At 44.8% G+C, this 20,627-nt stretch carries 19 protein-coding genes; 11 read left to right on the forward strand and 8 right to left on the reverse strand.

Annotated features, from left to right (window positions below; genetic code table 11):
- Nucleotides 1–19: 19 nt before the first annotated feature.
- From HXT44_RS01405 to rsmD, 5 genes are all read left to right on the forward strand, one after another.
- Nucleotides 20–2,440 (forward strand): ATP-dependent DNA helicase RecG, encoded by a 2,421-nt coding sequence (locus tag HXT44_RS01405; protein WP_102155428.1) that lies wholly within the window; start codon nt 20–22, stop codon nt 2,438–2,440.
- Nucleotides 2,441–2,729: 289 nt separating this feature from the next.
- Nucleotides 2,730–3,878, forward strand: coding sequence for a PfkB family carbohydrate kinase (locus HXT44_RS01410; RefSeq protein ID WP_076002633.1), 1,149 nt, complete (start codon nt 2,730–2,732; stop codon nt 3,876–3,878).
- A gap of 320 nt (nt 3,879–4,198) precedes the next feature.
- Nucleotides 4,199–5,137 carry a nucleoside hydrolase gene (locus HXT44_RS01415; RefSeq protein WP_033888576.1) on the forward strand — a complete coding sequence of 313 codons (939 nt, stop codon included), beginning with the start codon at nt 4,199–4,201 and terminating at the stop codon, nt 5,135–5,137.
- Nucleotides 5,138–5,255: 118 nt separating this feature from the next.
- Complete coding sequence (locus HXT44_RS01420; protein ID WP_004110247.1) at nt 5,256–6,680, forward strand: MFS transporter; 1,425 nt, start codon at nt 5,256–5,258, stop codon at nt 6,678–6,680.
- Between the two features lie 254 nt (nt 6,681–6,934).
- Nucleotides 6,935–7,519 (forward strand): 16S rRNA (guanine(966)-N(2))-methyltransferase RsmD, encoded by a 585-nt coding sequence (rsmD, locus tag HXT44_RS01425; RefSeq protein ID WP_103013810.1) that lies wholly within the window; start codon nt 6,935–6,937, stop codon nt 7,517–7,519.
- 37 nt (nt 7,520–7,556) lie between these two features.
- Here the strand turns inward: rsmD and trmD are convergent, their stop codons facing one another.
- The 7 genes from trmD to cysS all read right to left on the reverse strand — a co-directional run bounded on the left by trmD (nt 7,557) and on the right by cysS (nt 14,475).
- Nucleotides 7,557–8,423, reverse strand: coding sequence for a tRNA (guanosine(37)-N1)-methyltransferase TrmD (trmD, locus tag HXT44_RS01430; RefSeq protein WP_421783237.1), 867 nt, complete (start codon nt 8,421–8,423; stop codon nt 7,557–7,559).
- Nucleotides 8,424–8,464: 41 nt separating this feature from the next.
- Nucleotides 8,465–9,064: a ribosome maturation factor RimM gene (gene rimM, locus HXT44_RS01435; protein ID WP_012913861.1), complete on the reverse strand. Its 600-nt coding sequence runs from the start codon at nt 9,062–9,064 to the stop codon at nt 8,465–8,467.
- A 1-nt stretch (nt 9,065) separates the two neighbouring features.
- Nucleotides 9,066–9,299, reverse strand: coding sequence for an RNA-binding protein (locus HXT44_RS01440; RefSeq protein ID WP_004105376.1), 234 nt, complete (start codon nt 9,297–9,299; stop codon nt 9,066–9,068).
- A 2-nt stretch (nt 9,300–9,301) separates the two neighbouring features.
- Complete coding sequence (rpsP, locus tag HXT44_RS01445; protein WP_012913862.1) at nt 9,302–9,772, reverse strand: 30S ribosomal protein S16; 471 nt, start codon at nt 9,770–9,772, stop codon at nt 9,302–9,304.
- 116 nt (nt 9,773–9,888) lie between these two features.
- Entirely contained in the window at nt 9,889–11,064 is a 1,176-nt protein-coding gene (locus HXT44_RS01450) for an endonuclease/exonuclease/phosphatase family protein (protein WP_421782981.1), read from the reverse strand.
- A complete protein-coding gene (gene ffh, locus HXT44_RS01455) occupies nt 11,061–12,731 on the reverse strand; it encodes a signal recognition particle protein (RefSeq protein ID WP_421782983.1) in 1,671 nt (556 codons plus the stop codon). The genes HXT44_RS01450 and ffh overlap by 4 nt, the downstream gene beginning before the upstream one ends.
- Before the next feature lie 106 nt (nt 12,732–12,837).
- Nucleotides 12,838–14,475: a cysteine--tRNA ligase gene (gene cysS / locus HXT44_RS01460; protein WP_102155784.1), complete on the reverse strand. Its 1,638-nt coding sequence runs from the start codon at nt 14,473–14,475 to the stop codon at nt 12,838–12,840.
- A 471-nt stretch (nt 14,476–14,946) separates the two neighbouring features.
- Here cysS and HXT44_RS01465 point away from each other — a divergent pair, with 471 nt between their 5' ends.
- The 6 genes from HXT44_RS01465 (at nt 14,947) to rpmF (ending at nt 19,644) form a co-directional block, all read left to right on the forward strand.
- Nucleotides 14,947–16,284, forward strand: coding sequence for a nicotinate phosphoribosyltransferase (locus tag HXT44_RS01465; RefSeq protein WP_004110271.1), 1,338 nt, complete (start codon nt 14,947–14,949; stop codon nt 16,282–16,284).
- A 234-nt stretch (nt 16,285–16,518) separates the two neighbouring features.
- The gene (locus HXT44_RS01470; RefSeq protein WP_004110275.1) at nt 16,519–16,848 is read left to right on the forward strand and encodes a DUF3039 domain-containing protein; all 330 of its coding nucleotides are present in this window, start codon (nt 16,519–16,521) and stop codon (nt 16,846–16,848) included.
- A gap of 126 nt (nt 16,849–16,974) precedes the next feature.
- Complete coding sequence (coaD, locus tag HXT44_RS01475; RefSeq protein ID WP_012913867.1) at nt 16,975–17,523, forward strand: pantetheine-phosphate adenylyltransferase; 549 nt, start codon at nt 16,975–16,977, stop codon at nt 17,521–17,523.
- Between the two features lie 15 nt (nt 17,524–17,538).
- Nucleotides 17,539–18,576 carry a hypothetical protein gene (locus HXT44_RS01480; RefSeq protein WP_102155420.1) on the forward strand — a complete coding sequence of 346 codons (1,038 nt, stop codon included), beginning with the start codon at nt 17,539–17,541 and terminating at the stop codon, nt 18,574–18,576.
- 2 nt (nt 18,577–18,578) lie between these two features.
- Nucleotides 18,579–19,265, forward strand: a complete 687-nt coding sequence (locus HXT44_RS01485) for a YceD family protein (RefSeq protein ID WP_076002641.1) — start codon at nt 18,579–18,581, stop codon at nt 19,263–19,265.
- Nucleotides 19,266–19,449: 184 nt separating this feature from the next.
- Nucleotides 19,450–19,644, forward strand: a complete 195-nt coding sequence (gene rpmF, locus HXT44_RS01490) for a 50S ribosomal protein L32 (RefSeq protein WP_004574042.1) — start codon at nt 19,450–19,452, stop codon at nt 19,642–19,644.
- A gap of 49 nt (nt 19,645–19,693) precedes the next feature.
- On the opposite strand, the gene rnc is transcribed toward rpmF, so the two are convergent.
- A complete protein-coding gene (rnc, locus tag HXT44_RS01495; RefSeq protein ID WP_102155418.1) occupies nt 19,694–20,533 on the reverse strand; it encodes a ribonuclease III in 840 nt (279 codons plus the stop codon).
- Between the last annotated feature and the right edge of the window lie 94 nt (nt 20,534–20,627).

Here is a 20,627-nt window from a genome sequence, read left to right on the forward strand (position 1 = left end):
GTTATATTCCTGATTGCGAATGATTTATAATCGAAATATGCTAAATACGCCCACGAACTCAGCCAAAATGCATACTTCGCTTTGTGCAATAATCAGCAATAAGCGACGCGTTTCTGCATTAAAATCTTTGGGCATAGTCACAGTCGAAGACGCATTGACTTACTACCCGTTTAGAGTCACAAGTCCATTGAGAATTGCGAACTTAAAAGATATAAAAATTGGCGAAGAAGTGGCTTTCTATGCGCAAGTTCAGTCAATTAACGTTGTGCCTATGAACGCTCGTCGCGGTTTTAGAATCGAAATTAACGTTTTGCAAGATATGCAAGCGGTAGCTCAACTTATTTATTTTTCTAAAAATCGTCAATACGCTCAGTGGCTTTCCGCAAAGATGCATGTTGGTGAAATGGTTGTTGTTGGCGGTACGTCTAGCGCTTTTAATGGTAAATTGCAATTTACGCATCCTCAAATTCTTACTGTATCTGCTGTAGAAGAAAGTGATAGCTTGCATCAATCTCGCGATACTGTAAGAAGTGTGGAAGATGGTTTGGCGCGTATGAGCGCGCCTATGCCCGTGTATCATGCAAATTCTAGGATTTCCAGCGAGCATATTCACGAAACTATACTTTCTATACTTTCTGCACTTTCTAAAGATTCTGAAGATTCCGCAGCTTCTAAAAATTCCGCAGCTTGCACTAGTGAATTCCTGCAAATCCCAGATATTACGCCTGAATCAGTGCTAAAAAAACGTAACCTCATGACTAGAGCGTCAGCAATATACTCAATTCATAATCCGCAATCAGTTGACGAATTTTATAAAGCTGTTGACTCGTCGCGCTATGAAGAAGCTTTTATTTCCCAAGTAGCTGTATTGCGATCTCGTGAAGATTCTAAAGATAATCAAGCAAAATCTTGTAATAATTCTCTTATAAGAAATGAATTTGTGGAAAGTTTGCCGTTTGAGCTTACTGCAGGTCAAAAAGATGTAATTGATGAGATTGTACGTGACATGCGTGAGCACCATCCGATGCGTCGCTTGCTTCAAGGTGAAGTTGGTTCCGGAAAAACAGTTGTTGCGCTCGCTGCAATGCTCGAGGCAGTTGGATCAGGCTATCAGGCTGTGCTTGTGGCTCCTACTCAAGTTCTGGCGTCTCAACATGCCGAAAATTTGCGCCAAATGATTGCGCGCGCGAATCTAAAGGTGCCTGTAATCGTCGTAACTGGAGGCATGAGACTTGCGGATCGCAGACGTGCGCTAGCGAGTGTGGCAAGTGGAGAGCCTTCGCTTATTGTTGCAACTCATGCAGCGTTCTCGTCGACTTTTAAGCCGACTAATTTAGCTTTGGTAATTATTGACGAGCAACATCGTTTTGGTGTTGAGCAGCGCGATGTTTTGTTGCGCAAAATGAGCGTAGATTCGCATAATAGTGCTGAAAAGTCTTTTACACCGCATCTTTTAGTAATGACTGCAACGCCTATTCCGCGCTCTGCTGCTATGACGTGGTTCGGTGATTTGGATGCTTCGTATTTAACTGAACTGCCTGGAGGTAGAAAACCTATTCGCACTTTTGTTGTGCAAGAATCGGATGCGAATACTATGGCGAGAATGTTTGCGCATATTCGTGCTCGCATTGATGCAGGTGAGCGTGCGTATGTTGTTTGCGCGCATATTGATGATGATTTTAATGAGGATTCTGGTAGGGATTCTGGTAGTGCTTCTGTTAGTAATTTTGGTAGGGATTTTGATAGCGATGAATCTGAAGGTTTTGAAGATGTTTCGCAATCTGTGCAATCTAATCAATCTGAAGAAAATAACGCAGATTCTTTGCGCAAACTTCATACAGTTAACGGCATTTTGAAGCGGCTTTCAGCTTTGCCGCAATTTAAAGGCGTTACTTTTGCTAAGCTTACTGGTCGCGACGATGATGCTACGAAACGCGAAACGATGGAACGTTTTGCGCGCGGAGATGTGCAAGTTCTTGTAGCTACAACGGTTATTGAGGTCGGTGTTGATGTGCCTCAAGCGAGTTGCATTGTGATTTTTGACGCGGATCGTTTTGGTCTTGCGCAATTGCATCAGTTGCGTGGACGTGTTGGGCGTGGTGGCACGAATTCTTGGGCATTTTTGGTTGCGCAAACTGAGGATGGAAGTCTTGCTCAAGAACGTTTGCAAGTTGTTGAAAATTCGCTAGATGGTGCCGTAATTGCTAAGAAAGATTTGGAATTGCGCAATGTTGGCGATGTTCTTGGCGATAAGCAGTCGGGTGGTCGCTCGAGTTTGAAGATTTTGCGAGTTGTTAAGGATGCAAAGATTATCGCTATGGCTCGTGAAGATGCGTTGGAGACTTTGCAAAAAGACACTCATCTTGTTTCGTTGCCGTATCTTGCAGGTGCAGTGCTTGATTTTACGAGAGGTGGAAGTGCGCAAATCGTAAGCAATTAAAATTCTAAAGTTCTGAATTTGCGCGCAAAATATCTTATAAAGATTACAATATTGTATGAATAAATTATCCTATAAAAAAAGTATAAAGAAAAAATTATTGCATATTTATGCACTTAATTTAGTAAAAAATACGGTAAGAAACTATTTTTAATTGATAATTAATATCAACTTTTGTTGGATATAATATAAAAAAACAACAAAATTACATAAATTTACGTGCATATTATGAGAATTGTGAATATCCTAGATAGTAGGCATCATTTGTAATCACAATAGAGATGAGGCGACAATGACCGAACGCGAACAACAAATCTTGACTTGGATTCAACAAAACCCGATGATTAGCCAACAGGAACTTGCAAATCTCGCAGGAATTACTCGTTCAGGTGTGGCTGCTCATATTTCCAATTTAATTCGCAAAGGATATTTACGAGGTAAGGGATATATTGTTACTCCTCCAAGTTATGTGACTGTTGTTGGCGGAATTAGCATGGATGTTCTTGGCATTGCTTGCGGAGATTTGATGGATTACACGTCTAATGCTTCCCGTGTGCGCTATATGCTAGGCGGTGTTGGAAGGAATATTGCAGTCGCGTTGGAACGTCTTAATATTCGCACAAGCATGGTTTCTGTCTACGGTGGCGATCACAACGGAGAGCTTTTCCGCATTGATGCTGCTGCAAACGGCTTAGATATTGGTTATGCGAAGCAACTTCCTGAGTCAATGACTGCTTCGTACATGTATGTTGGTGACGCTTCTGGTCAGCGTTTGCTTGCTTTAGACGATATGAGTATTTACGACCACATGACTCCTGATTTTTTGCGTGAGCGCATGTCCATTATTGAAAATGCTGATATTTTGGTGTTGGATACTAATATTCCGCAAAAGTCAATTGAGTGGCTATGTGACCGTTATCGCCGTCCTATTATTGTTCGTGCAATTACGGATGCAAAAGCTCCTCGAGTGCTTTCTAGATTGTCTCGTATTGACACCCTTATTTTAGATACTGCTGAATCGCAGGCTTTAACTGGCGTTAATGCTGTTGACGAGCGTTCTGCAATTCGCTGTGCGAATGTGCTTCTCAAGCGTGGAGTAAAACGTGTATTTGTAAATGCCGGTCGCGCAGGAGTTGCTTATGGTGTTGCAGATGAGGGAGTGTCGTTCTATCCTGTCCCAGTTAAGCGCGTCCAGAGAATGATGCTAACTCGCGGAAATAGCAATGTTGGTGTTGAAGCAGTCGGCAACGACAACGGCTCTAGCGATGCTGCTACTGCGGCGCTTATTTACGCGCGATATAACGAATTTGATTCTTCAAAAACTGGCAGATTTGCGGTTGCTGCTGCAGCTTTGAATACTGAATCTATGCAGCCTGTACATGAGTTGTTTAATCCAGAACTTATTTCTCAACGCATGACGAATATTCATGAGCGCATTTAATTAGTGCTTTTTGCGCTGATTTTATTTCTTTTATTTAATTTACGAATTAATCTTGTAAATTTTTCTTGCATACAATAGTAGGTCTGCTATACTTGTTATTAGTCATTTGTTTAGTTATATAAACAAATGTTAGGTAATTAGTGTTGTATGATGCAATGGAGCGTATGTGCAGCGAAATGCGTAGTGGCGTACGAGCATGGATCATAGAGCAATTTACGCATAAATTAACAGCAGTTAGTAGCAAACGTAATAGCAAAAATAACTGAAAACTATTTACGTAAGTTATTAACAAGAAGTTAGTTATCTACGAAGGAGTAATGATGACTTCAATCATCCTAGATTGCGATCCTGGCCATGATGACGCCATGGCTATTCTGTTGGCACTTGGTAACCCAAATATTGAGTTGCTCGGCGTAACTACAGTTGGCGGCAACCAAAGCCTTGAAAAAGTCACGTATAATGCGCGTGCAACTCTCGAAATGGCTCGTGCAACTCACATTCCAGTTCACGCAGGCTGCGACCGACCAATGGTCCGCCCTCTGGAAGTTGCGGCTTCCGTGCACGGCGAAAGCGGCTTAGACGGCGTAACGCTTCCAGAACCAACGCGACCATTGGACGAAGGCCACGCTGTAAATTGGATTATTGATACGATTATGAGCAACGAACCTGGCACGATTACGCTTGTACCAACTGGTCCGCTCACCAATATTGCTATGGCAGTGCGCCTTGAGCCACGAATCGTAAGACGTGTGAAGGAAGTTGTGCTCATGGGCGGCGGATATCACGTTGGTAATTGGAGCGCGGTTGCTGAGTTTAATATTAAGGTTGATCCAGAATCTGCGCATGTTGTGTTTAATGAGGATTGGCCTATTACTATGGTCGGCCTTGATTTGACGCATCAGGCACTTTGCACTCCTGAAGTGCAAGCAAAGATTAATGCTATTGGCACGCCTCTTTCTGCGTTTGCTAGCGGTTTGATGGACTTCTTCCGTAAAGCGTATAAGGATAATCAAGACTTTATTGATCCGCCAGTTCATGATCCTTGCACGATTGCTTATTTGATTGACCACAGTGTGGTGGCTACTCGTCGCTGCCCTGTAGACGTTGAAATTAAGGGCGAATTAACAGTTGGTATGACCGTTGCAGATTTGCGCGGACCAGAACCATCCGCAGAAGAATGCCATACGCAAGTTGCAACCAAACTTGATTTCGATAAATTCTGGGATTTGATTATTGACGCGCTGAAGCGTATCGGCTGATTTGTACTAGAATTATTCACGATATTTTGCGCAACAATACTGCAAATTTACCGAAAGAAAATAAAGCGGTAAAGTTGCGCAAAAATAAAATTTATACGAAATTTGATATGAGGCTATTATGACTGAAGTTTCATCTCCAACGCCTTCCATGCTAGACAAGGGTGGGCGATCAATTGTTGCGCTAATGACGGCGCTACTCGTTGCTATTTTTGCTTTCCAGCTCAACGCTTCAATGCTTTCTCCAGCATTAGCAACAATGACAAAAGAGCTTCACGCAACCGATACGCAAATCGGCTTAACTCAAACAGTGTTCTTTACTGCTGCTGCTTTATTCTCACTGTTTTTGCCGCGTTTATCTGATTTAGTCGGTCGTAAGAAGGTGCTTATTGGCATTTTGATTTCAACGATTGCGGGCTGCGTAGTGTCTGCGCTTGCTCCAGATGTGAATATTTTGATGCTTGGACGTATTTTGCAGGGTGCTTCTGGTCCTGTAGTGCCGATGTGCTTGATTATGCTTCGCGTGCGCGTAACTGAAGAAAAGCGTTACGCAAAGCTAATGGCAATTTTGACATCTGTAAACGGTGGTATTGCTGGCGTTGATGCGTTGCTTGGCGGTTGGCTTGCTGGAAAGTTTGGTTTCCGTTCGGTGTTCTGGACTATGGCAGGTATTGCTGTAGCGGCAGTGATTATGGTGATTGTTGCTGCTGAAGAATCTTATGCGGAGGAAACTTCAAAGATGGATTGGTTGGGCGTTGTGACGCTTGGTATTGCGTTCCTTGCAGCATATCTTGCTATTAATGAAATTGATAAGCTTGCAAATGCTAACTTGACTATGGTTGCAGGCCTTGTGGTAGTGGCTGTAATCTTCTTCGCGATTTTCTGGAGAATTGAAGGAAAGATTGCTGCTCCTTTGGTTTCGACGCATTACATGAAGCAGCGTCGCACGTGGGGCTTGCTTTCTTGCACGCTGCTTACCATGACTGGCGTTTTTGCTTTGATGAATGGTGTAGTGCCGCAGCTTGCTCAGGATGCTAAGTTTGGTGCTGGCTTGGGTGCTGACGTGGTGAGCTTTGCAACGTTGACGCCTTACGCAATTATTGGCTTCTTGTTTGGGCCTGTGGCTGGTATGCTGGCTGCCAAGTTTGGTTACCGTTTGGTACTTCGTGCTGGCATTATTGTCAGTGTGATTGGCGTTGTGTTTGGTATGTATGTTGCTAATAATCCATCGGTGTGGTCTTTGGTTGCGCTTTCGCTGGCTTTGGGCGTAAGCTACGCAGGTGTTGCAAACATTATGCTTAACGGACTTGGTATTGTGCTTTCTCCAAAGGATAATCCAGGATACTTGCCAGGCATGAACGCTGGTGCTTTTAACTTGGGTGCTGGCTTAAGCTTTGCAATTCTTTACGCTGTGATGACGAATGTTGCAGGAACTAATGGTGCAACAGGCGGATACATGGCTTCGATGGTTGCGGGCATTGTGTTACTTGCGCTTGCGTTTGCTTGCTCCTTCTTAATCCCGAATCCTGAAGAAGTAAATAAGTAAGATTGACGCGTGAGTTTGCGTAATCTTAAGTGAATAAAATTAAGCGGTAAAGCTAGGATTTCCTATGCTTTGCCGCTTTTTGCTTTCTGCGCGCGACACTTCCTTTACACAGCTGTAAAGCGAGTATCGAAACCGAAAACAAATGCCAGTAAATTCTCCAACAAATGTGTTTAAAACTCATAGACAATACTAAATAATCACAAAATCGCATTGAGTAACAATGACTGTCGGGAGGGGGAGGATAAGCTAGAAGAATGCACATTATTGCTGGACGTTTTAAATCTTTGCCGCTTACTTCAGCGCAGTCGTGTACAAGACCTACTACAGATCGCACGAAAGAAGCGATATTTTCTAGGCTCGATTCGTGGGATGTTATGCACAATGCTCGCGTTCTTGATTTATTCGCCGGCACAGGTGCGTTAGGAGTTGAGGCGCTATCTCGTGGCGCGCGTGAGCTTGTTTCTGTTGAAGCAAATTCGCAAGCGGCTGCGCTGATACTTCGTACGTCGAAAGCGTTGCAGAGTTCAAAGGCTTGGGATTCTGCGCTTTCTATGAGGGTTCTTCGAAAGCGCGCGGAGCAGTTCGTTGCGGATTATAGTGGGGAAGCGTTTGACTTGGTTTTTATTGATCCGCCTTATGCTTACGAAACTGCGGATTGCGAAAGTTTATTGGCTTCGATGATTGCGAGCGGAGTTGCGAGCGTTTCTGCGGATACGTTGATTGTGTTGGAGCGTAGCGCGCGAAGTGTTTTGCCGACTATGCCTGAGGGCTGGGAGCTGTTTGATACGCGTAATTACGGAGAAACTTCCGTGCTGTTCATTCAGCCTAAGCGCGATTGATTTGATTTTCTGCGTTTGTTTCTAAAATGATTCGAAACTATTGACAGTTTTTGCGCGGATGTTCGCCGGAAACTTCCCATCCGAGCGACATAAGCGTTTTTCGATCCGCTTTATCTATCTTGTGGCAGTCCAATTTTTCAATCAAATCAGGTCGAATTTCGCTTGTGCGAGATATAGCTTCATCTCGACGAAAACGATCAACTTTGGCGTGATTTCCGGAAGTGAGTATTTCCGGAACGCTTATACCTCGCCAAGTAGTTGGACGCGTGTATTGATGGTGTTCCAAGAGTGCGTCCGATCCTGTGTACGACTCTTCAACAATCGACTCAGGATTTCCCATAAACCCAGGGATTAAGCGTGTAATTGCCTCAAGCATAACGCTTACTGCAACTTCTCCGCCATTTAGCACGTAATCGCCAATTGAATACTCGCGTACGTCAATTCCTTGCGCGCGGTAATATTCTGGAATCCTAGCGTCGTAGCCTTCGTATCTGCCGCATCCAAATACCAAATGATTTGCGTTGCTTAATTCCGTTGCGTCTTTTTGCGTAAATAGTGGGGCAGAAGGGTTCGGGAATATAAGAATTGGTTTAGTTGAGTCTATTTTATTAGTCACGATTTTTGCTTCTTCGCAACTATCGCACGTATCGCACGTATTTTTTACTTCAGATTTTGGCAAGCTAAGCAGCTCGTCTAAGCATTCCGCCCAAACCTCAGGCTTCATAACCATGCCAGCACCACCGCCAACCGGCGTGTCATCAACAGATTGATGCACATCGTGAGTCCATTTGCGTAAATTGTATGCGCGAATTTGCAATAAACCATTATTTTGCGCTTTGCCTAACAAACTTAGGTCTAGCATGCGAAAATATTCTGGGAATACGGAAATAATATCGATGTCCATCATAAGGCACTCTACTACGAAAACTGATAAAACTATGAAAACTACGAAAGCCCCGGAATTAGACCGCCCGGAGGATCAATAGTCAAATACCCGTTTGCAACGTCAACTTCCGGCACAAGTGCCTCAACAAATGGCACAAGCGCAGTCTTATTATCGTCGTCAATCGGATTATTCAAGCGGATTTTTAGCAAAGATTGCGCACCGTCGAGCACATCCACAACTTTTCCAATAGTGCAAGCCGGCAGCCCAAGCTGATTTTCTTCGCACAAGCGCGCTTGTAAACCGACTAAATCCTTAATATACCAAGCATTTTCGGCAGCAAGTTCTTGCGCATCTTCCGCATGTACATACAATTCAGTGCCATTAAGTGCTTCCGCATCGTTGCGATTTTGTGATTCTTCGAATAGTAAAATCCAACGATTTTTGAATGTTCTTGCGTTCTCAATAACGAACTCGCGCTCGCCGTCTGCAGTGCACAATACATTTCCTGGCTCAAAACGTTCGTAAGGCTCATCTGTAAAAATTTGTACAGTAACTTCGCCTTTTAAACCTTGGGCTTTACCGATACGACAAACCCTCAGCAGGTCATTACGACTTTGCTGAGGGTTGTCAAAAGATTGTTGGTCTAATGCCACGTTCATCTCACTTACGTACGTCCATAATGTCAACGCGCACATTGTGGTTGCTCAAAGCTTGCACAACAATGCGAATTGCATTAGCGGTACGACCATTGCGTCCAATAACGCGACCAATATCTTCAGGATTCACGCGTACTCGAAGCAATTCGCCGCGAGCATTTTCGTGAGAACGTACCGACACGTCATCTGGAAAATCCACGATGTTCTTAATGAGATGTTCAACAGCTTGAGCCAGCATGATTACTCAGCCTTTTCCTCGGCTTCGGCAGCTTCCGCAGCTTCAGCTGGGACTTCTTCGGCTTCGTTTGCAGCGGCTTCAGCTGCAGCCTGAGCCTTAGCAGCGGCTTCAGACTTAGCGGCCTTCAGCTTCTGAGCTTCAGCTTCAACAGCTTCAACGCGAGCCTGTGCGTCTGGACCAGCTTCAGAAGTCTTCAACGTGCCTTCGGCACCGTCGAGACCCTTGAACTTCTGCCAGTCACCAGTGATCTTCAAGAGTTTCAACACTGGTTCGGTTGGCTGTGCGCCAACGCCAAGCCAGTACTGTGCGCGCTCAGAATCAATCTGAATCATAGATGGCTGCTTGTTTGGATCGTAAACGCCGATCTCTTCGATGGACTGACCGTTGCGCTTGTTGCGTGAATCAGAAATGACTACACGGTAAAAGGCATAGAACTTCTTGCCCAATCGCTTAAGACGAATCTTGGTTGCCAAAATGGCTCTCCTTATAACTAGAGTCGTGGAATTTCGTTCGGGTGTGGGGCACTCCTTGCGAGCTTCCACATGTTCCTCACGTGGTCGGGAAGAGGGCGCCGATTCACGCGAATAACTTATCTATTATGCCTGCGCGCTTGGACGTTTTTATCTAGGGATTGTAGGTCGATTGCTGCGATGTATGCTAAGTGATCAGTGCCGTCGACAACTACATTCTTTTGCCATAGTGCGTTAGATTTACAGTTTTTTGCGCAAAATAGCACATGGTCAAGTGTAAGATTTGGCCACTTAAGCCATGTAGGCCATGTGCGTAGACGCTTTCCAAGCGAAAGCGCAACGTCTGTAAATCCGTATTTCAAAAGCGAGCGAAAGCTTGGGTGGTCGACTGTGGAATTAAGATCGCCAGTAACAATAGTAAGAGTTGCTAAATCGCAAGTTTTCGAAGTAGATTCGTCAGCGCATTCGTTAGTGCAATCGGCGAAAGAATCAGTAGTAGAATCAATAGTCGCAAGTGCGCGAATTCCATTACTCCAAGCAGCACACCCACGCATCGGTGACTTTGGATGTGCAGAAGCAAATTTCACCAAAACTTTTTCATTTGCACCAAAATCTAAGCAAGTTGTAACGCTTGGTACGCTTGCAGCTTCAATTTTTACAGAATTATTGCAAGTAGAAATCGCGGAATATTGCGTAAAAATAGCGTTGAATCCGCCGTTATTATGCTCACTTTGCGCACCTACGCACGAAGTTGGAAAAATTTCGTATATTCCAAGTTTTTCAAGATTTTTTACTAAAGACTTGCTTAATTCTTGTAAAAGTAACGTATTTACGTGATATTTTTTCGTTATTTCTATTATTTCAGATGCGCTCGCTTTTCCGTATCTGCAGTTAAGAGTCATCACGCGTATTTCTTGATGCTGTTCCTTGCAGCTTTTGCGCGACGACCTGCTTTCGTGCAACCTACGCAATCTTTCAAACCAGTACGGCGTATGCGACTTAAGCGAAATCAAAAATAGCGCAGCGTAAGCAACGCATAAATATCCGTAAGATTTCGCGTAAGATTGTGCTAAATTAAGCGATTTCGTTACTTTCTCTGCGCAGCATGTATACAGCAAAAAAGCGCCAAAATTACACAAAAACAGTGCTCCCACAACGTAAGTTGCAAGTGGAAGCAACGCAATAACATACGGAAGTGGGTTATATTTATCCGCACCTGCTGGCAGCCAACGCAGCAGCTGCCACAAAAGAAGCGGCACAAATATAACCCACAAAAACGCCAATACTAAAATCATCGACCGAATAAGCCAGCTAATCCGCCGCCAAAGTTAGGTGGCAGTTGATTATCTTGATTTGCATCTTCGGAATTCATAAGTTCCTTAAGTCCTTCAGGAAGATTCTGAAGATTTGGTTGCTGTGGCTTTGCAAAAGCAGAACCTGCAACATCGTCGCTAGTAGATTCGCCAGAAAGACGCTCACGCAACGCGCGCTCTTCAGCTTCCCTGCGCATTGGATTTCCGGACTTTCCGCCCTTCTTCTTGCCTTTCTTGTCTTTGCGCTTCGACTTACTGCCGGCTCCACCGAATCCAGGAATGCCGCCCATGCCAGGCATTCCAGCGCCTCCGCTCATTCGCTTCATCATTTTTGCAGCCTGCTCGAAACGTTGCAAAAGTGCATTAACTTGCGAAACGCTCACACCTGAACCAGCAGCAATTCTCGCGCGGCGAGATCCGTCAATAATCTTTGTATTTCTACGCTCTTGAGGAGTCATAGAGCGAATAATCGCCTCAGTGCGGTCAATTTCCTTATCGTCAAACTGCTCAAGCTCTTGACGGTGGGCAGCCATTCCAGGCATCATACCCAAAAGCTTCTTCATTGAGCCAAGCTTACGAACTTGCTGAAGCTGCTCCAAAAAATCATCCAAACCAAAGCTGCCTTCAGCTATTTTTGCAGCAGCCTTGCGTGATTCTTCTTCGTCGAACTGCTTCTGTGCGTGCTCAATAAGCGTTAAAATATCGCCCATATCGAGTATGCGTGAAGCCATTCGATCAGGATGGAAGATTTCAAAATCTTTCAAACCTTCACCTGTAGAGGCAAACAAAATCGGTTTTCCAGTAACGCTTGCAACCGAAAGTGCAGCACCTCCTCGAGCGTCGCCATCAAGTTTAGAAAGCACAACGCCAGTAAAGTTCACGCCATCGTTAAAAGCTTGAGCAGTGCGAACAGCATCTTGACCAATCATTGCGTCAATAACAAACAGCACTTCTTGCGGTTGCACGGCATCGCGAATATTGCGTGCCTGCTTCATGAGCTCTTCGTCAACACCCAAACGACCTGCGGTATCAATAATCACAGTGTCATACATTTTTTCGCGCGCATAATTAATAGAATCGCGCGCAACCTTAACCGGGTCGCCTTTAGTGAACCATGGCAAAGAAATCGCACTTCCGCCTGTTTGTACGCCCTTTTCTGGAGCAAATACAGGAACTCCTGCGCGCTCGCCAACAACTTGCAGCTGCGTGACTGCATTAGGTCGTTGCAAATCTGCTGCTACAAGCAAAGGAGTATGGCCTGCATCCTTCAGCCAGTAGCCTAGCTTTCCAGCAAGCGTAGTTTTACCCGCACCTTGCAAACCTGCAAGCATAATTACAGTTGGAGGATACTTCGCAAAATTAAGCTGCCTATCTACACCTGCGCCCAATACTTGCGTAAGCTCGTCGTTTACAATTTTCACAACTTGCTGAGCTGGGTTTAAAGCGTGCGAAACTTCCTCACCAAGAGCGCGCTCGCGAATTTGAGCAGTGAATGAGCGGACTACTTCCAACGCAACGTCTGCGTCGAGAAGTGCGCGGCGAATCTCGCGAATTGTGCCGTCAATATCGGATTCTGATAGCTTGCCTTTGCTGCGCAAATGCTTAAAAGCATTGGAAAGGCGGTCTGTTAACGAACTAAATGCTGCCATAGTTTTCCATTCTACCTGTTGTTGCTAACGTAACTTTAGTGCAATTGCTAACTTGATTTGCTAATTAATACTTTCGCGTTTTCTTTTGCTTTTGCGTTACTTTCGTTTATTGCAAATGCCAAGATGATCCTTGCGAAGTATCGACAATTACAATTCCTGCGTTATTTAACGCGTCGCGAATAGCATCTGCAGTAGCAAAATCCTTTGCTTTTCTAGCATCTGCTCTAGCTTTAAGTTGCAAAGTAATTAAAGAGTCCAAAGCTGAGTGTTCTTTGTTTTCCTTGCCGTTTGAGCCTTCTGCAGGCGATTGATTATCGTTCGAAGCCCACGTTTGTGCGTAAGGATCCAAGCCCAAAGTATCTAACATAGCTCGCACTTGCAAAACAGCGAGATATATGAGCTTTTGTACGCTTTCGCTTTGTGCTTGTGAAGAATCTTTGCTGCAGTCGTCAATAAGAGTATTTCCTTGACGAATTGTAGTAAATATTTCTGCGATTGCGCCAGAAACGTTAATGTCATCGTTCATAGCGCGAGTGAAATCTTCCGGAAGCTCGTCTGCGTTAACAGAGCGCACTTCTTCGCAAGTTGGCTTCTTGTCAAGCAATCTGTCAGCTCTCTCGAGGAAGTTCATAATGCGATCATAAGCCGATTTTGACTCCACCAAAGCTTGGTCAGACCACTCCAACATTGCGCGATATTGCACTGCTCCCAAAGCATATCGCACAACCCAAGCCGAATTATTTGCCAAAACTACTGGTACGGAAAGACCATTTCCCAACGATTTTGACATTTTTTCACCTTTGGCGGTAACCCATGCTGAATGCATCCACACATTGGCGCTTTCCCATCCAGCAGCACGCGTTTGTGCCATTTCGTTTTCGTGGTGAGGGAAACGCAAATCCAGGCCGCCTCCGTGAATATCGAAATCATTTCCAAGATAACGATGACTCATAGCAGAGCATTCAATATGCCAACCAGGGCGTCCCTCGCCAAAAGGAGTTTTCCAGCGCGCATCCGGCTGATCGAAATCGCAAGGTGCTTTCCAAAGTGCGAAATCCCTAGGATCGTGTTTGTCTGGTGAAGCATCTGCAGGATCTGTTGGATTGTAAATATCGTTTTCGGCAGCGTCTACGCTTGGACCTTTCGCGTCTGCGATAGCTGCGGCTTCATCTGCGCAAGTTTCATTTTGGTTCTGATTTTGGTGCGTTAATTCGCCGTAATGCTCCCAACTTGGCACGTCAAAATAGACATTTCCAGTAGGATTTCCGTCATTGTCTTTAATAACATATGCGTGACCGCGTTCGATTAAGCGTTCAATCAGCTCAACCATGTCTGTAATATGACCTGTTGCGCGTGGCTCAACTGTTGGCGCAAGCACTCCTAAAGTATTGTAGGATTTTGTAAATTCGCGCTCGTAAATATATGCTCGTTCCCACCAATTTTGCCCTGATTCGTTGGCTTTTTTCATAATTTTGTCGTCAATATCTGTGACGTTTCTAACAAACGTGACTTTGTATCCTAAACGCAGCATCCAGCGACGGATTATATCGAATGCGATCGCTGCGCGAATATGACCAATATGCGGAGAACTTTGCACTGTTGCGCCGCACACGTACATGCCTACTTGACCATGCTTTTTAGGTACGAAAGTGTTCGTTGAATGTGAAGCCGTGTTGTATAAGTGCAGGTTTTCTGCGGCTTTAGTAACTTTTGCAGTCTCTTCGTTCAAACTCTTATTAAGCATAATTGCTATTATAAATGCTTCTTTATACTGCGATTTGGCATTGCTTTGTCTATTACTCCAAACGTGCGCAACTTTTCTCGCGTTGGCGCGACGGCCTGCTTGAGCGTAGCACAGCGCGCGCGAAAGCAACTCGGAGCGGAAACTCGCTTAGGTTGGAAGTCCAGTGGACTTCCAACGCGAGTTTCGTAAGCGAGCGCTTATAGTGCGAGCTTGTGGTTTGGCACTCCAAATGTGGGGAACTTATCTCGCATTTGGAGCGTTATCCGTTGCGCAGTGCTCAGGTATATCGTCGCGCTCGCTGTTTCCCACACAGCCCAAGTATCAGCCAAGTAACAAGCTCAGTAGATAGAGCTAATATGATTCCAGTGTTACGTTGCGAATACTTATTAACTACTCGCGCGAATACGCCACTCCCAAAGAATTGGTAATTAGTAACTAGTTTTTATTTTGTTCGTTACTGAAAGGAATATCATGGCTGAGATTTCATCTGCTCTTATGACGGACATGTATGAATACACTATGCTCGACGCTGCTCTTAAAGACGGCACTGCAAATCGCAAGTGCGTTTTTGAAATTTTTACGCGCCACTTGCCTCAAGGTCGTCGTTACGGAGTCGTTGCCGGCATGGGTCGCATTTTGGAAGAGCTGCAAAAATTCCATCTTTCGGAAGATGATTTGCGTTTCTTAAGTGATCGTAAAATTGTTAGCGCAGAAACCATTGAATGGCTGGAAAATTTCCGATTCCACGGTAAAATTTCCGGTTATCGCGAAGGTGAGATGTTCTTCCCTAACTCGCCAATTTTGCAAGTAGAAGGCACTTTTGGTGAGTGCACTTTGCTTGAAACTGTGCTTCTTTCTGTGCTTAATTATGATTGCGCGGTTGCGTCTGCCGCAGCACGTATGGTTTCTGCCTCCGCAGGTCGTCCTTGCATGGATATGGGCGGCCGTCGCACAAACGAATATTCTGCAGTTGCTGCATCTCGCGCAGCGGTTATTGGCGGTTTTAAGGGAACCGCAAACTTGCTTGCTGCAAAACTTTACGGATTGAAGGCAATCGGAACCGCAGCTCACTGCTTTACTCTTGTTCACGACACTGAGCGTGACGCTTTCACTTCTCAAATTGCCGCTCTTGGCAAAGGCACTACGCTTCTTGTTGACACTTATAATATTGAGGAAGCTGTAAAGACAGCTGTGGAAGTTGCAGGCCCTGATCTTGGTGGAATTCGTATTGATTCTGGAGATTTGTGCGCTTTGGCTCGTCGCGTAAGAAATCAGCTCGACGAGTTGGGTGCTAAAAACACAAAGATTACAGTTACTAATGATTTGGACGAGTATGCTCTTGCTTCCTTACAAAATGCGCCTGTGGATTCTTACGGCATCGGCACAATGCTTGTAACCGGCTCCGGTGCTCCAACTTGCGCAATGGTTTATAAGCTTACTGAGCGCGAGGGAGCAGATGGTGTAATGCAACCTGTTGCTAAGCGTTCTAAGAATAAAGCGACTGTGCCTGGACGTAAGTTGGCGTATCGTTCATACGATTACAGCAACGATTCTTGCGGTGTAGCTGATTGCGAACGCGTGATTTCTGGTTCGGAAGTTGCGCTCGCTCAGTTTAAGCCTAAGGATTCGTGGGAAAATCTGCTAGTTGATTACATGGTCGACGGTGAAGCTGACGAACAGTTTATGGGTCACGATGCGATTATGCGCGCACAGGATTATTGCGCTTCTGCTTTGAAGCGACTGCCTTTGGCTGCGCAAAGTTTGATGCGCGGAGACCCTGCAATACCAACAGAAATTCAAGTACTGTAAAAGTACTATAAATTAATCTTTTTAAAACTAAACTTTACTAAATAACTAAATAAGATTCGCAAATAATTTTCGCGAATAATTCGTAAATAATTCATGCGTAAAGACTAACGTTTCTGACAGCTTTTTTGAGCGTTTGTTGCGATAATGCTTTATGCTTGATTTTGCTAATAAAATTCAATTAAATTTTAGTGCGCTACGAAATTCGTTACACAATGCGTTACGAAAGGATGCGATATGTTTTCATCTTTAGAAGCAGATAATGCGTTAGATGCTGTTATGGAATCTGGTTCGCAATCCGCAGATCCAGATTCTGGTTCCGGCACAAGCACTTCTGTTCTAGAACGTCCAGAAGTTGACGAAGATGCTCGTCTAGATGATGGTGGTAATGCAGATCGTTTTGCGCACTATGTGTCAAAAGACAGAATTGAAGAGTCGCGCTTAACTGGTCGACCAGTGGTAGCTTTATGCGGTAAAGTGTGGATTCCTCGACACGAAGCAAATGACTACCCAGTTTGCCCTGAATGCAAGCGCATATACGAGGAATTAGGAAAGTTTAATTTTTAAGTAATTATGCTGCGTATTTAAGTAGTTTATATTGCGTATTAGCGTTACTTCTATCTTTAACGATAAAAGTAACGCTATTTTTTAATATATTTTTGTTCTGAGCGCAATGGGTGATAATCTAAAAGCATGACTATAGCTGTGTGCCCCGGCTCGTATGATCCAGTCACTGCCGGCCATTTAGACGTAATACAACGTTGTACGCATCTATTTGATGAAGTACATGTGCTAGTTGCGGTAAATGCCGCAAAGACTCCGTTATTTTCTGAATCTGAGCGCGTAAAAATTATTCAAGAAGCAATAAATAATTTGCCGCAATCTCAAAATAGCTTCAATCGCGATTGCAAAATAGTAGTAACTTCAACAGCTGGTTTGATTACTGACTACTGTACAAAAGTTGGTGCTACAGTAATCGTAAAAGGCTTACGTCAAAACGGTGATTATGAGGCAGAACTTGGAATGGCACTAGTGAACCGCAAATTAGCAGGTATCGAAACGCTTTTCCTACCTGCTGATCCTGTGCTTGAGCATGTTTCAAGCTCTGTGGTTAAAGATGTTGCTCGTCATGGGGGAAATGTTACTGGCATGGTTCCAGATAACGTAATACCCTTATTAAAAAAGCTTTTTAGTGAGCAATCATTAGGCGTAGATAATAATTCATCTATGCTGAACAATTGAACAGGAGAGTAGAAGATGACAAATAAAAATGAACTTACTGACGTGACTTCTGGATTATCTAGTGAAGGAGACGACACGATGGAGCGTGAAGTGCAAGTTGATCGCAATCAAAAGCTTCCATTACATCCGGTTCTCGCAGATGAAGAAGATGCTCAAGACGGCGTTGTAAATACAACACATTCCGACGTGCGAAGTGCGCGTGAAGGCGACCTATTAGTTGATGCAGATGCTGACAATACAGAAACGTCATCTGTTGCGGCAGTTGGAAGTGTTTCTGCTGCGGAAGATGTGCAGGATAATGGTGCTGATGGTGCAAATAAGAACAAGAAAAATAGCAAAGCAGCTTCTTCGCCAGCATCATTTTCTCCTTTCCCTCTTCCAGATTTACGAGAGCGAGAAGATGGTGGCGTTATCGACTTTGAGGAAAATGAATCTGAAACTTCAAAAGTAGCTGCAGAAACAATAAGCGATGAAGCGCGTTCAAAGAGCCGCGCTGAATTTACTACAGTTTACGACATTATTGACGCAATGGAAGCAACTCTTTCGGAAGCCAAGAATGTTTTGTTTGCTGCAGGAATGGTAAAAATTGATCGCGATGAGTTCGTTGACCAGTTAGCGCGTTTGAAAGATATGCTTCCTGTGCAATTGGAGCGAGCTTCTGCGTTAATGCGAGAAGCAGAGCGACGTTTGCGTACAGCGCAAGCACAAGCAAGCTCTATTGTTTCTTCAGCGCAATCTCAATCTGCAGAAATAATTGAAGAAGCGCAAGAGCGTGCTCAATTTTTAGCAGGTCAAGAAAACGTAACGGCTTTAGCAAAACAGAAAGCTCGCGATATTCTCGCTACTGCGCAAGCAAAATCAGACAAGCTTACGCAAGGTGCGGATCAGTATTGCGCGACTGTTATGGAAGGCTTAAAGCAGCAGCTAGATAAATTAGAACAAGATGTGCAAGCGGGTCAGCGAGTGTTGGAAGATCGTCGTCGAGCTGCAGCGCACGTACAAAATGACATTAGCTCATCATTGTATGACGATGATGAAGAGGAAAGGAATTAGTAATGGCTTCGCATCCATCCCAATCACCATGGGCTGTTCCAGTAGCGCAAATGGCTGCGCGCGCTGGTAGTAGCATGTCGTTGCATCGCGTATTTCCGGCGCCGGAAGGTATTGGAGATTACGTTATTGGCGTAAAGCCAGACAGTGATGTTATGGTTGATGGCGATTTTGATGCTGTGGCTGACGGCTTAATGTTTCAGGGCAGTATTACTGCTCCGGTGCATGCAGAATGTACTCGATGCTTGATGCCGCTTCGTCGCGATTGGAAAGTGGATGTGTGCGTATTCTTTCCATATGCTGACTCGCGTTCTAATCGTTCGGATAATCGCAATACTCGTGGCGATGCGGATGAAGCTGAATCGCAAATTTGGGATGAAAATGACGAGTCGGGCAATGTGTATCCGCTAGTTGCGGGTGGTGATTTTGCGGATATTGAGGCTCTTATTCGCGACACGATGGTAAGTGAGCTGCCGTTGCAACCGTTGTGCGAGCCGGATTGTCGCGGACTTTGCTCTCAGTGTGGCGAAAACTTAAACGAGCATCCAGATCATCATCATGACGTTACGGATATTCGTTTTGCTGCTTTAGAGGATTTGAAAGCTCAGCTTGAGCAGAATGAAAAGCGCGACGACCTGCCTGAGCGCTGCGATTTAGCGCGCGAAGGCAACTCGGAGCGGAAACTCGCTTAGGTTGGAAGTCCAGTGGACTTCCAACGCGAGTTTCGTAGCGAGCGCTTAGAGCGCGAGCTTTTGCGCAAAACAGATTTCGCTTAAATCTCACTCAAGTTCACGTAAATTAGTAATTTGTACGGCGCTTGCTGTAATATACAGAACGCTTAAGCTCAATCGATTGAACGAAATAGAGGAAAGAATTATGGCACTGCCTAAGTATAAGACCTCGCGTGCTAATACGCATTCGCGTCGCGCTAATTGGAAGGCGTCTGCCGTGCAGACTGTGACTTGCCCGAACTGCGGTTCTCAGGCATTCCCACACATGGCTTGCCCATCTTGCGGAACCTTCCGTGGTCGTGTTTATCGTGAAGCTATTCGCTCCGAGCACACCAAGTAGGTTTTATTAATAGAAACCCTGCCATCGACGGGTGGCAGGGTTTTTCTTTTTATTTACGCGCGTCGAGTGCGTGCCAAGCGATTTCGGCGGCTGCGAGTTGCGCTTTTCGTTTGCTAGAGCCACTTCCGACTCCCAACACTTCGTCGCCATCCTTATGTGCCAAAACCGCGCGAGCTTCAAATACTGGAGCGTATTCTGGCCCAGAAACAGCCATTCGATACTCTGGATCTTCCAAACCCATATCGTGAGCTTTGACAGTAAGCGAAGTCTTCCAATCGAGAGCTGGTCCTTCAGTTAGCACTTCCGCCAAAGTGTCGTCAATCAAACGATGCACAACTCTGCGAGCTTCATCAATTCCATGTTCAACAAAAGTTGCACCAATAAGTGCTTCAACAATATCGCACAAAATTGAATCTTTATTATTTCCGCCCTGCTCCATTTCTCCGCGACCGAGAAGAATATACGCGCCAACATGCAGCTTTTCGCGCGCAACAGCAGAAAGCGCCCATTCAGACACAGCTTTCGCTCGCATCTTCGCAAGCTGACCTTCAGTCATGTCTGGGTGTGCAGAAAACAGCGTTTCTGTAGAAACTAACTCAAGCACAGCATCGCCCAAAAACTCAAGTCGCTCATAATTTCGTGTGCCAGGATGCTCGTGCGAGAACGAGCGGTGGGTGAGTGCTTCTACCAAAAGATCCGGCGAAATAGTTGTGCCTAAAGCGTTTAAAAGTTCCTGTGTTGGGTCTCCAGGACGTGTTTCACCGCCATCTAATCTCAAAACTCCATCTTCGTTGTGTTGCACATGCGAGTTGTTTTGATTATTTTGATTGTGTTTGCTCTGCATATTCTGTTGATTCTGTTGATTCTGTTGATTGTTCTGAGTTTTCATAGCACGTATTATTATAGTCCTACTACCAACACAAGCGCTTTTAAGCTTCGCGTTCGCATTTGCGATCGCATTTTTCCATATTCCTTCTATATCC

This window comes from Gardnerella sp. DNF01198P, from assembly GCF_049244165.1.
In the GTDB taxonomy this organism is placed as follows: domain Bacteria; phylum Actinomycetota; class Actinomycetes; order Actinomycetales; family Bifidobacteriaceae; genus Bifidobacterium; species Bifidobacterium swidsinskii.

Excerpts from the sequence above, each read along its gene's own strand:
- HXT44_RS01405 (WP_102155428.1), top strand. The coding sequence starts at position 20 with ATGATTTATAATCGAAATATGCTAAATACGCCCACGAACTCAGCCAAA.
- HXT44_RS01410 (WP_076002633.1), top strand. The coding sequence starts at position 2,730 with ATGACCGAACGCGAACAACAAATCTTGACTTGGATTCAACAAAACCCG.
- HXT44_RS01415 (WP_033888576.1), top strand. The coding sequence starts at position 4,199 with ATGACTTCAATCATCCTAGATTGCGATCCTGGCCATGATGACGCCATG.
- HXT44_RS01420 (WP_004110247.1), top strand. The coding sequence starts at position 5,256 with ATGACTGAAGTTTCATCTCCAACGCCTTCCATGCTAGACAAGGGTGGG.
- rsmD (WP_103013810.1), top strand. The coding sequence starts at position 6,935 with ATGCACATTATTGCTGGACGTTTTAAATCTTTGCCGCTTACTTCAGCG.
- trmD (WP_421783237.1), bottom strand. The coding sequence starts at position 8,423 with ATGGACATCGATATTATTTCCGTATTCCCAGAATATTTTCGCATGCTA.
- rimM (WP_012913861.1), bottom strand. The coding sequence starts at position 9,064 with ATGAACGTGGCATTAGACCAACAATCTTTTGACAACCCTCAGCAAAGT.
- HXT44_RS01440 (WP_004105376.1), bottom strand. The coding sequence starts at position 9,299 with ATGCTGGCTCAAGCTGTTGAACATCTCATTAAGAACATCGTGGATTTT.
- HXT44_RS01450 (WP_421782981.1), bottom strand. The coding sequence starts at position 11,064 with ATGATTTTAGTATTGGCGTTTTTGTGGGTTATATTTGTGCCGCTTCTT.
- ffh (WP_421782983.1), bottom strand. The coding sequence starts at position 12,731 with ATGGCAGCATTTAGTTCGTTAACAGACCGCCTTTCCAATGCTTTTAAG.
- cysS (WP_102155784.1), bottom strand. The coding sequence starts at position 14,475 with ATGCTTAATAAGAGTTTGAACGAAGAGACTGCAAAAGTTACTAAAGCC.
- HXT44_RS01465 (WP_004110271.1), top strand. The coding sequence starts at position 14,947 with ATGGCTGAGATTTCATCTGCTCTTATGACGGACATGTATGAATACACT.
- HXT44_RS01470 (WP_004110275.1), top strand. The coding sequence starts at position 16,519 with ATGTTTTCATCTTTAGAAGCAGATAATGCGTTAGATGCTGTTATGGAA.
- coaD (WP_012913867.1), top strand. The coding sequence starts at position 16,975 with ATGACTATAGCTGTGTGCCCCGGCTCGTATGATCCAGTCACTGCCGGC.
- HXT44_RS01480 (WP_102155420.1), top strand. The coding sequence starts at position 17,539 with ATGACAAATAAAAATGAACTTACTGACGTGACTTCTGGATTATCTAGT.
- HXT44_RS01485 (WP_076002641.1), top strand. The coding sequence starts at position 18,579 with ATGGCTTCGCATCCATCCCAATCACCATGGGCTGTTCCAGTAGCGCAA.
- rpmF (WP_004574042.1), top strand. The coding sequence starts at position 19,450 with ATGGCACTGCCTAAGTATAAGACCTCGCGTGCTAATACGCATTCGCGT.
- rnc (WP_102155418.1), bottom strand. The coding sequence starts at position 20,533 with ATGAAAACTCAGAACAATCAACAGAATCAACAGAATCAACAGAATATG.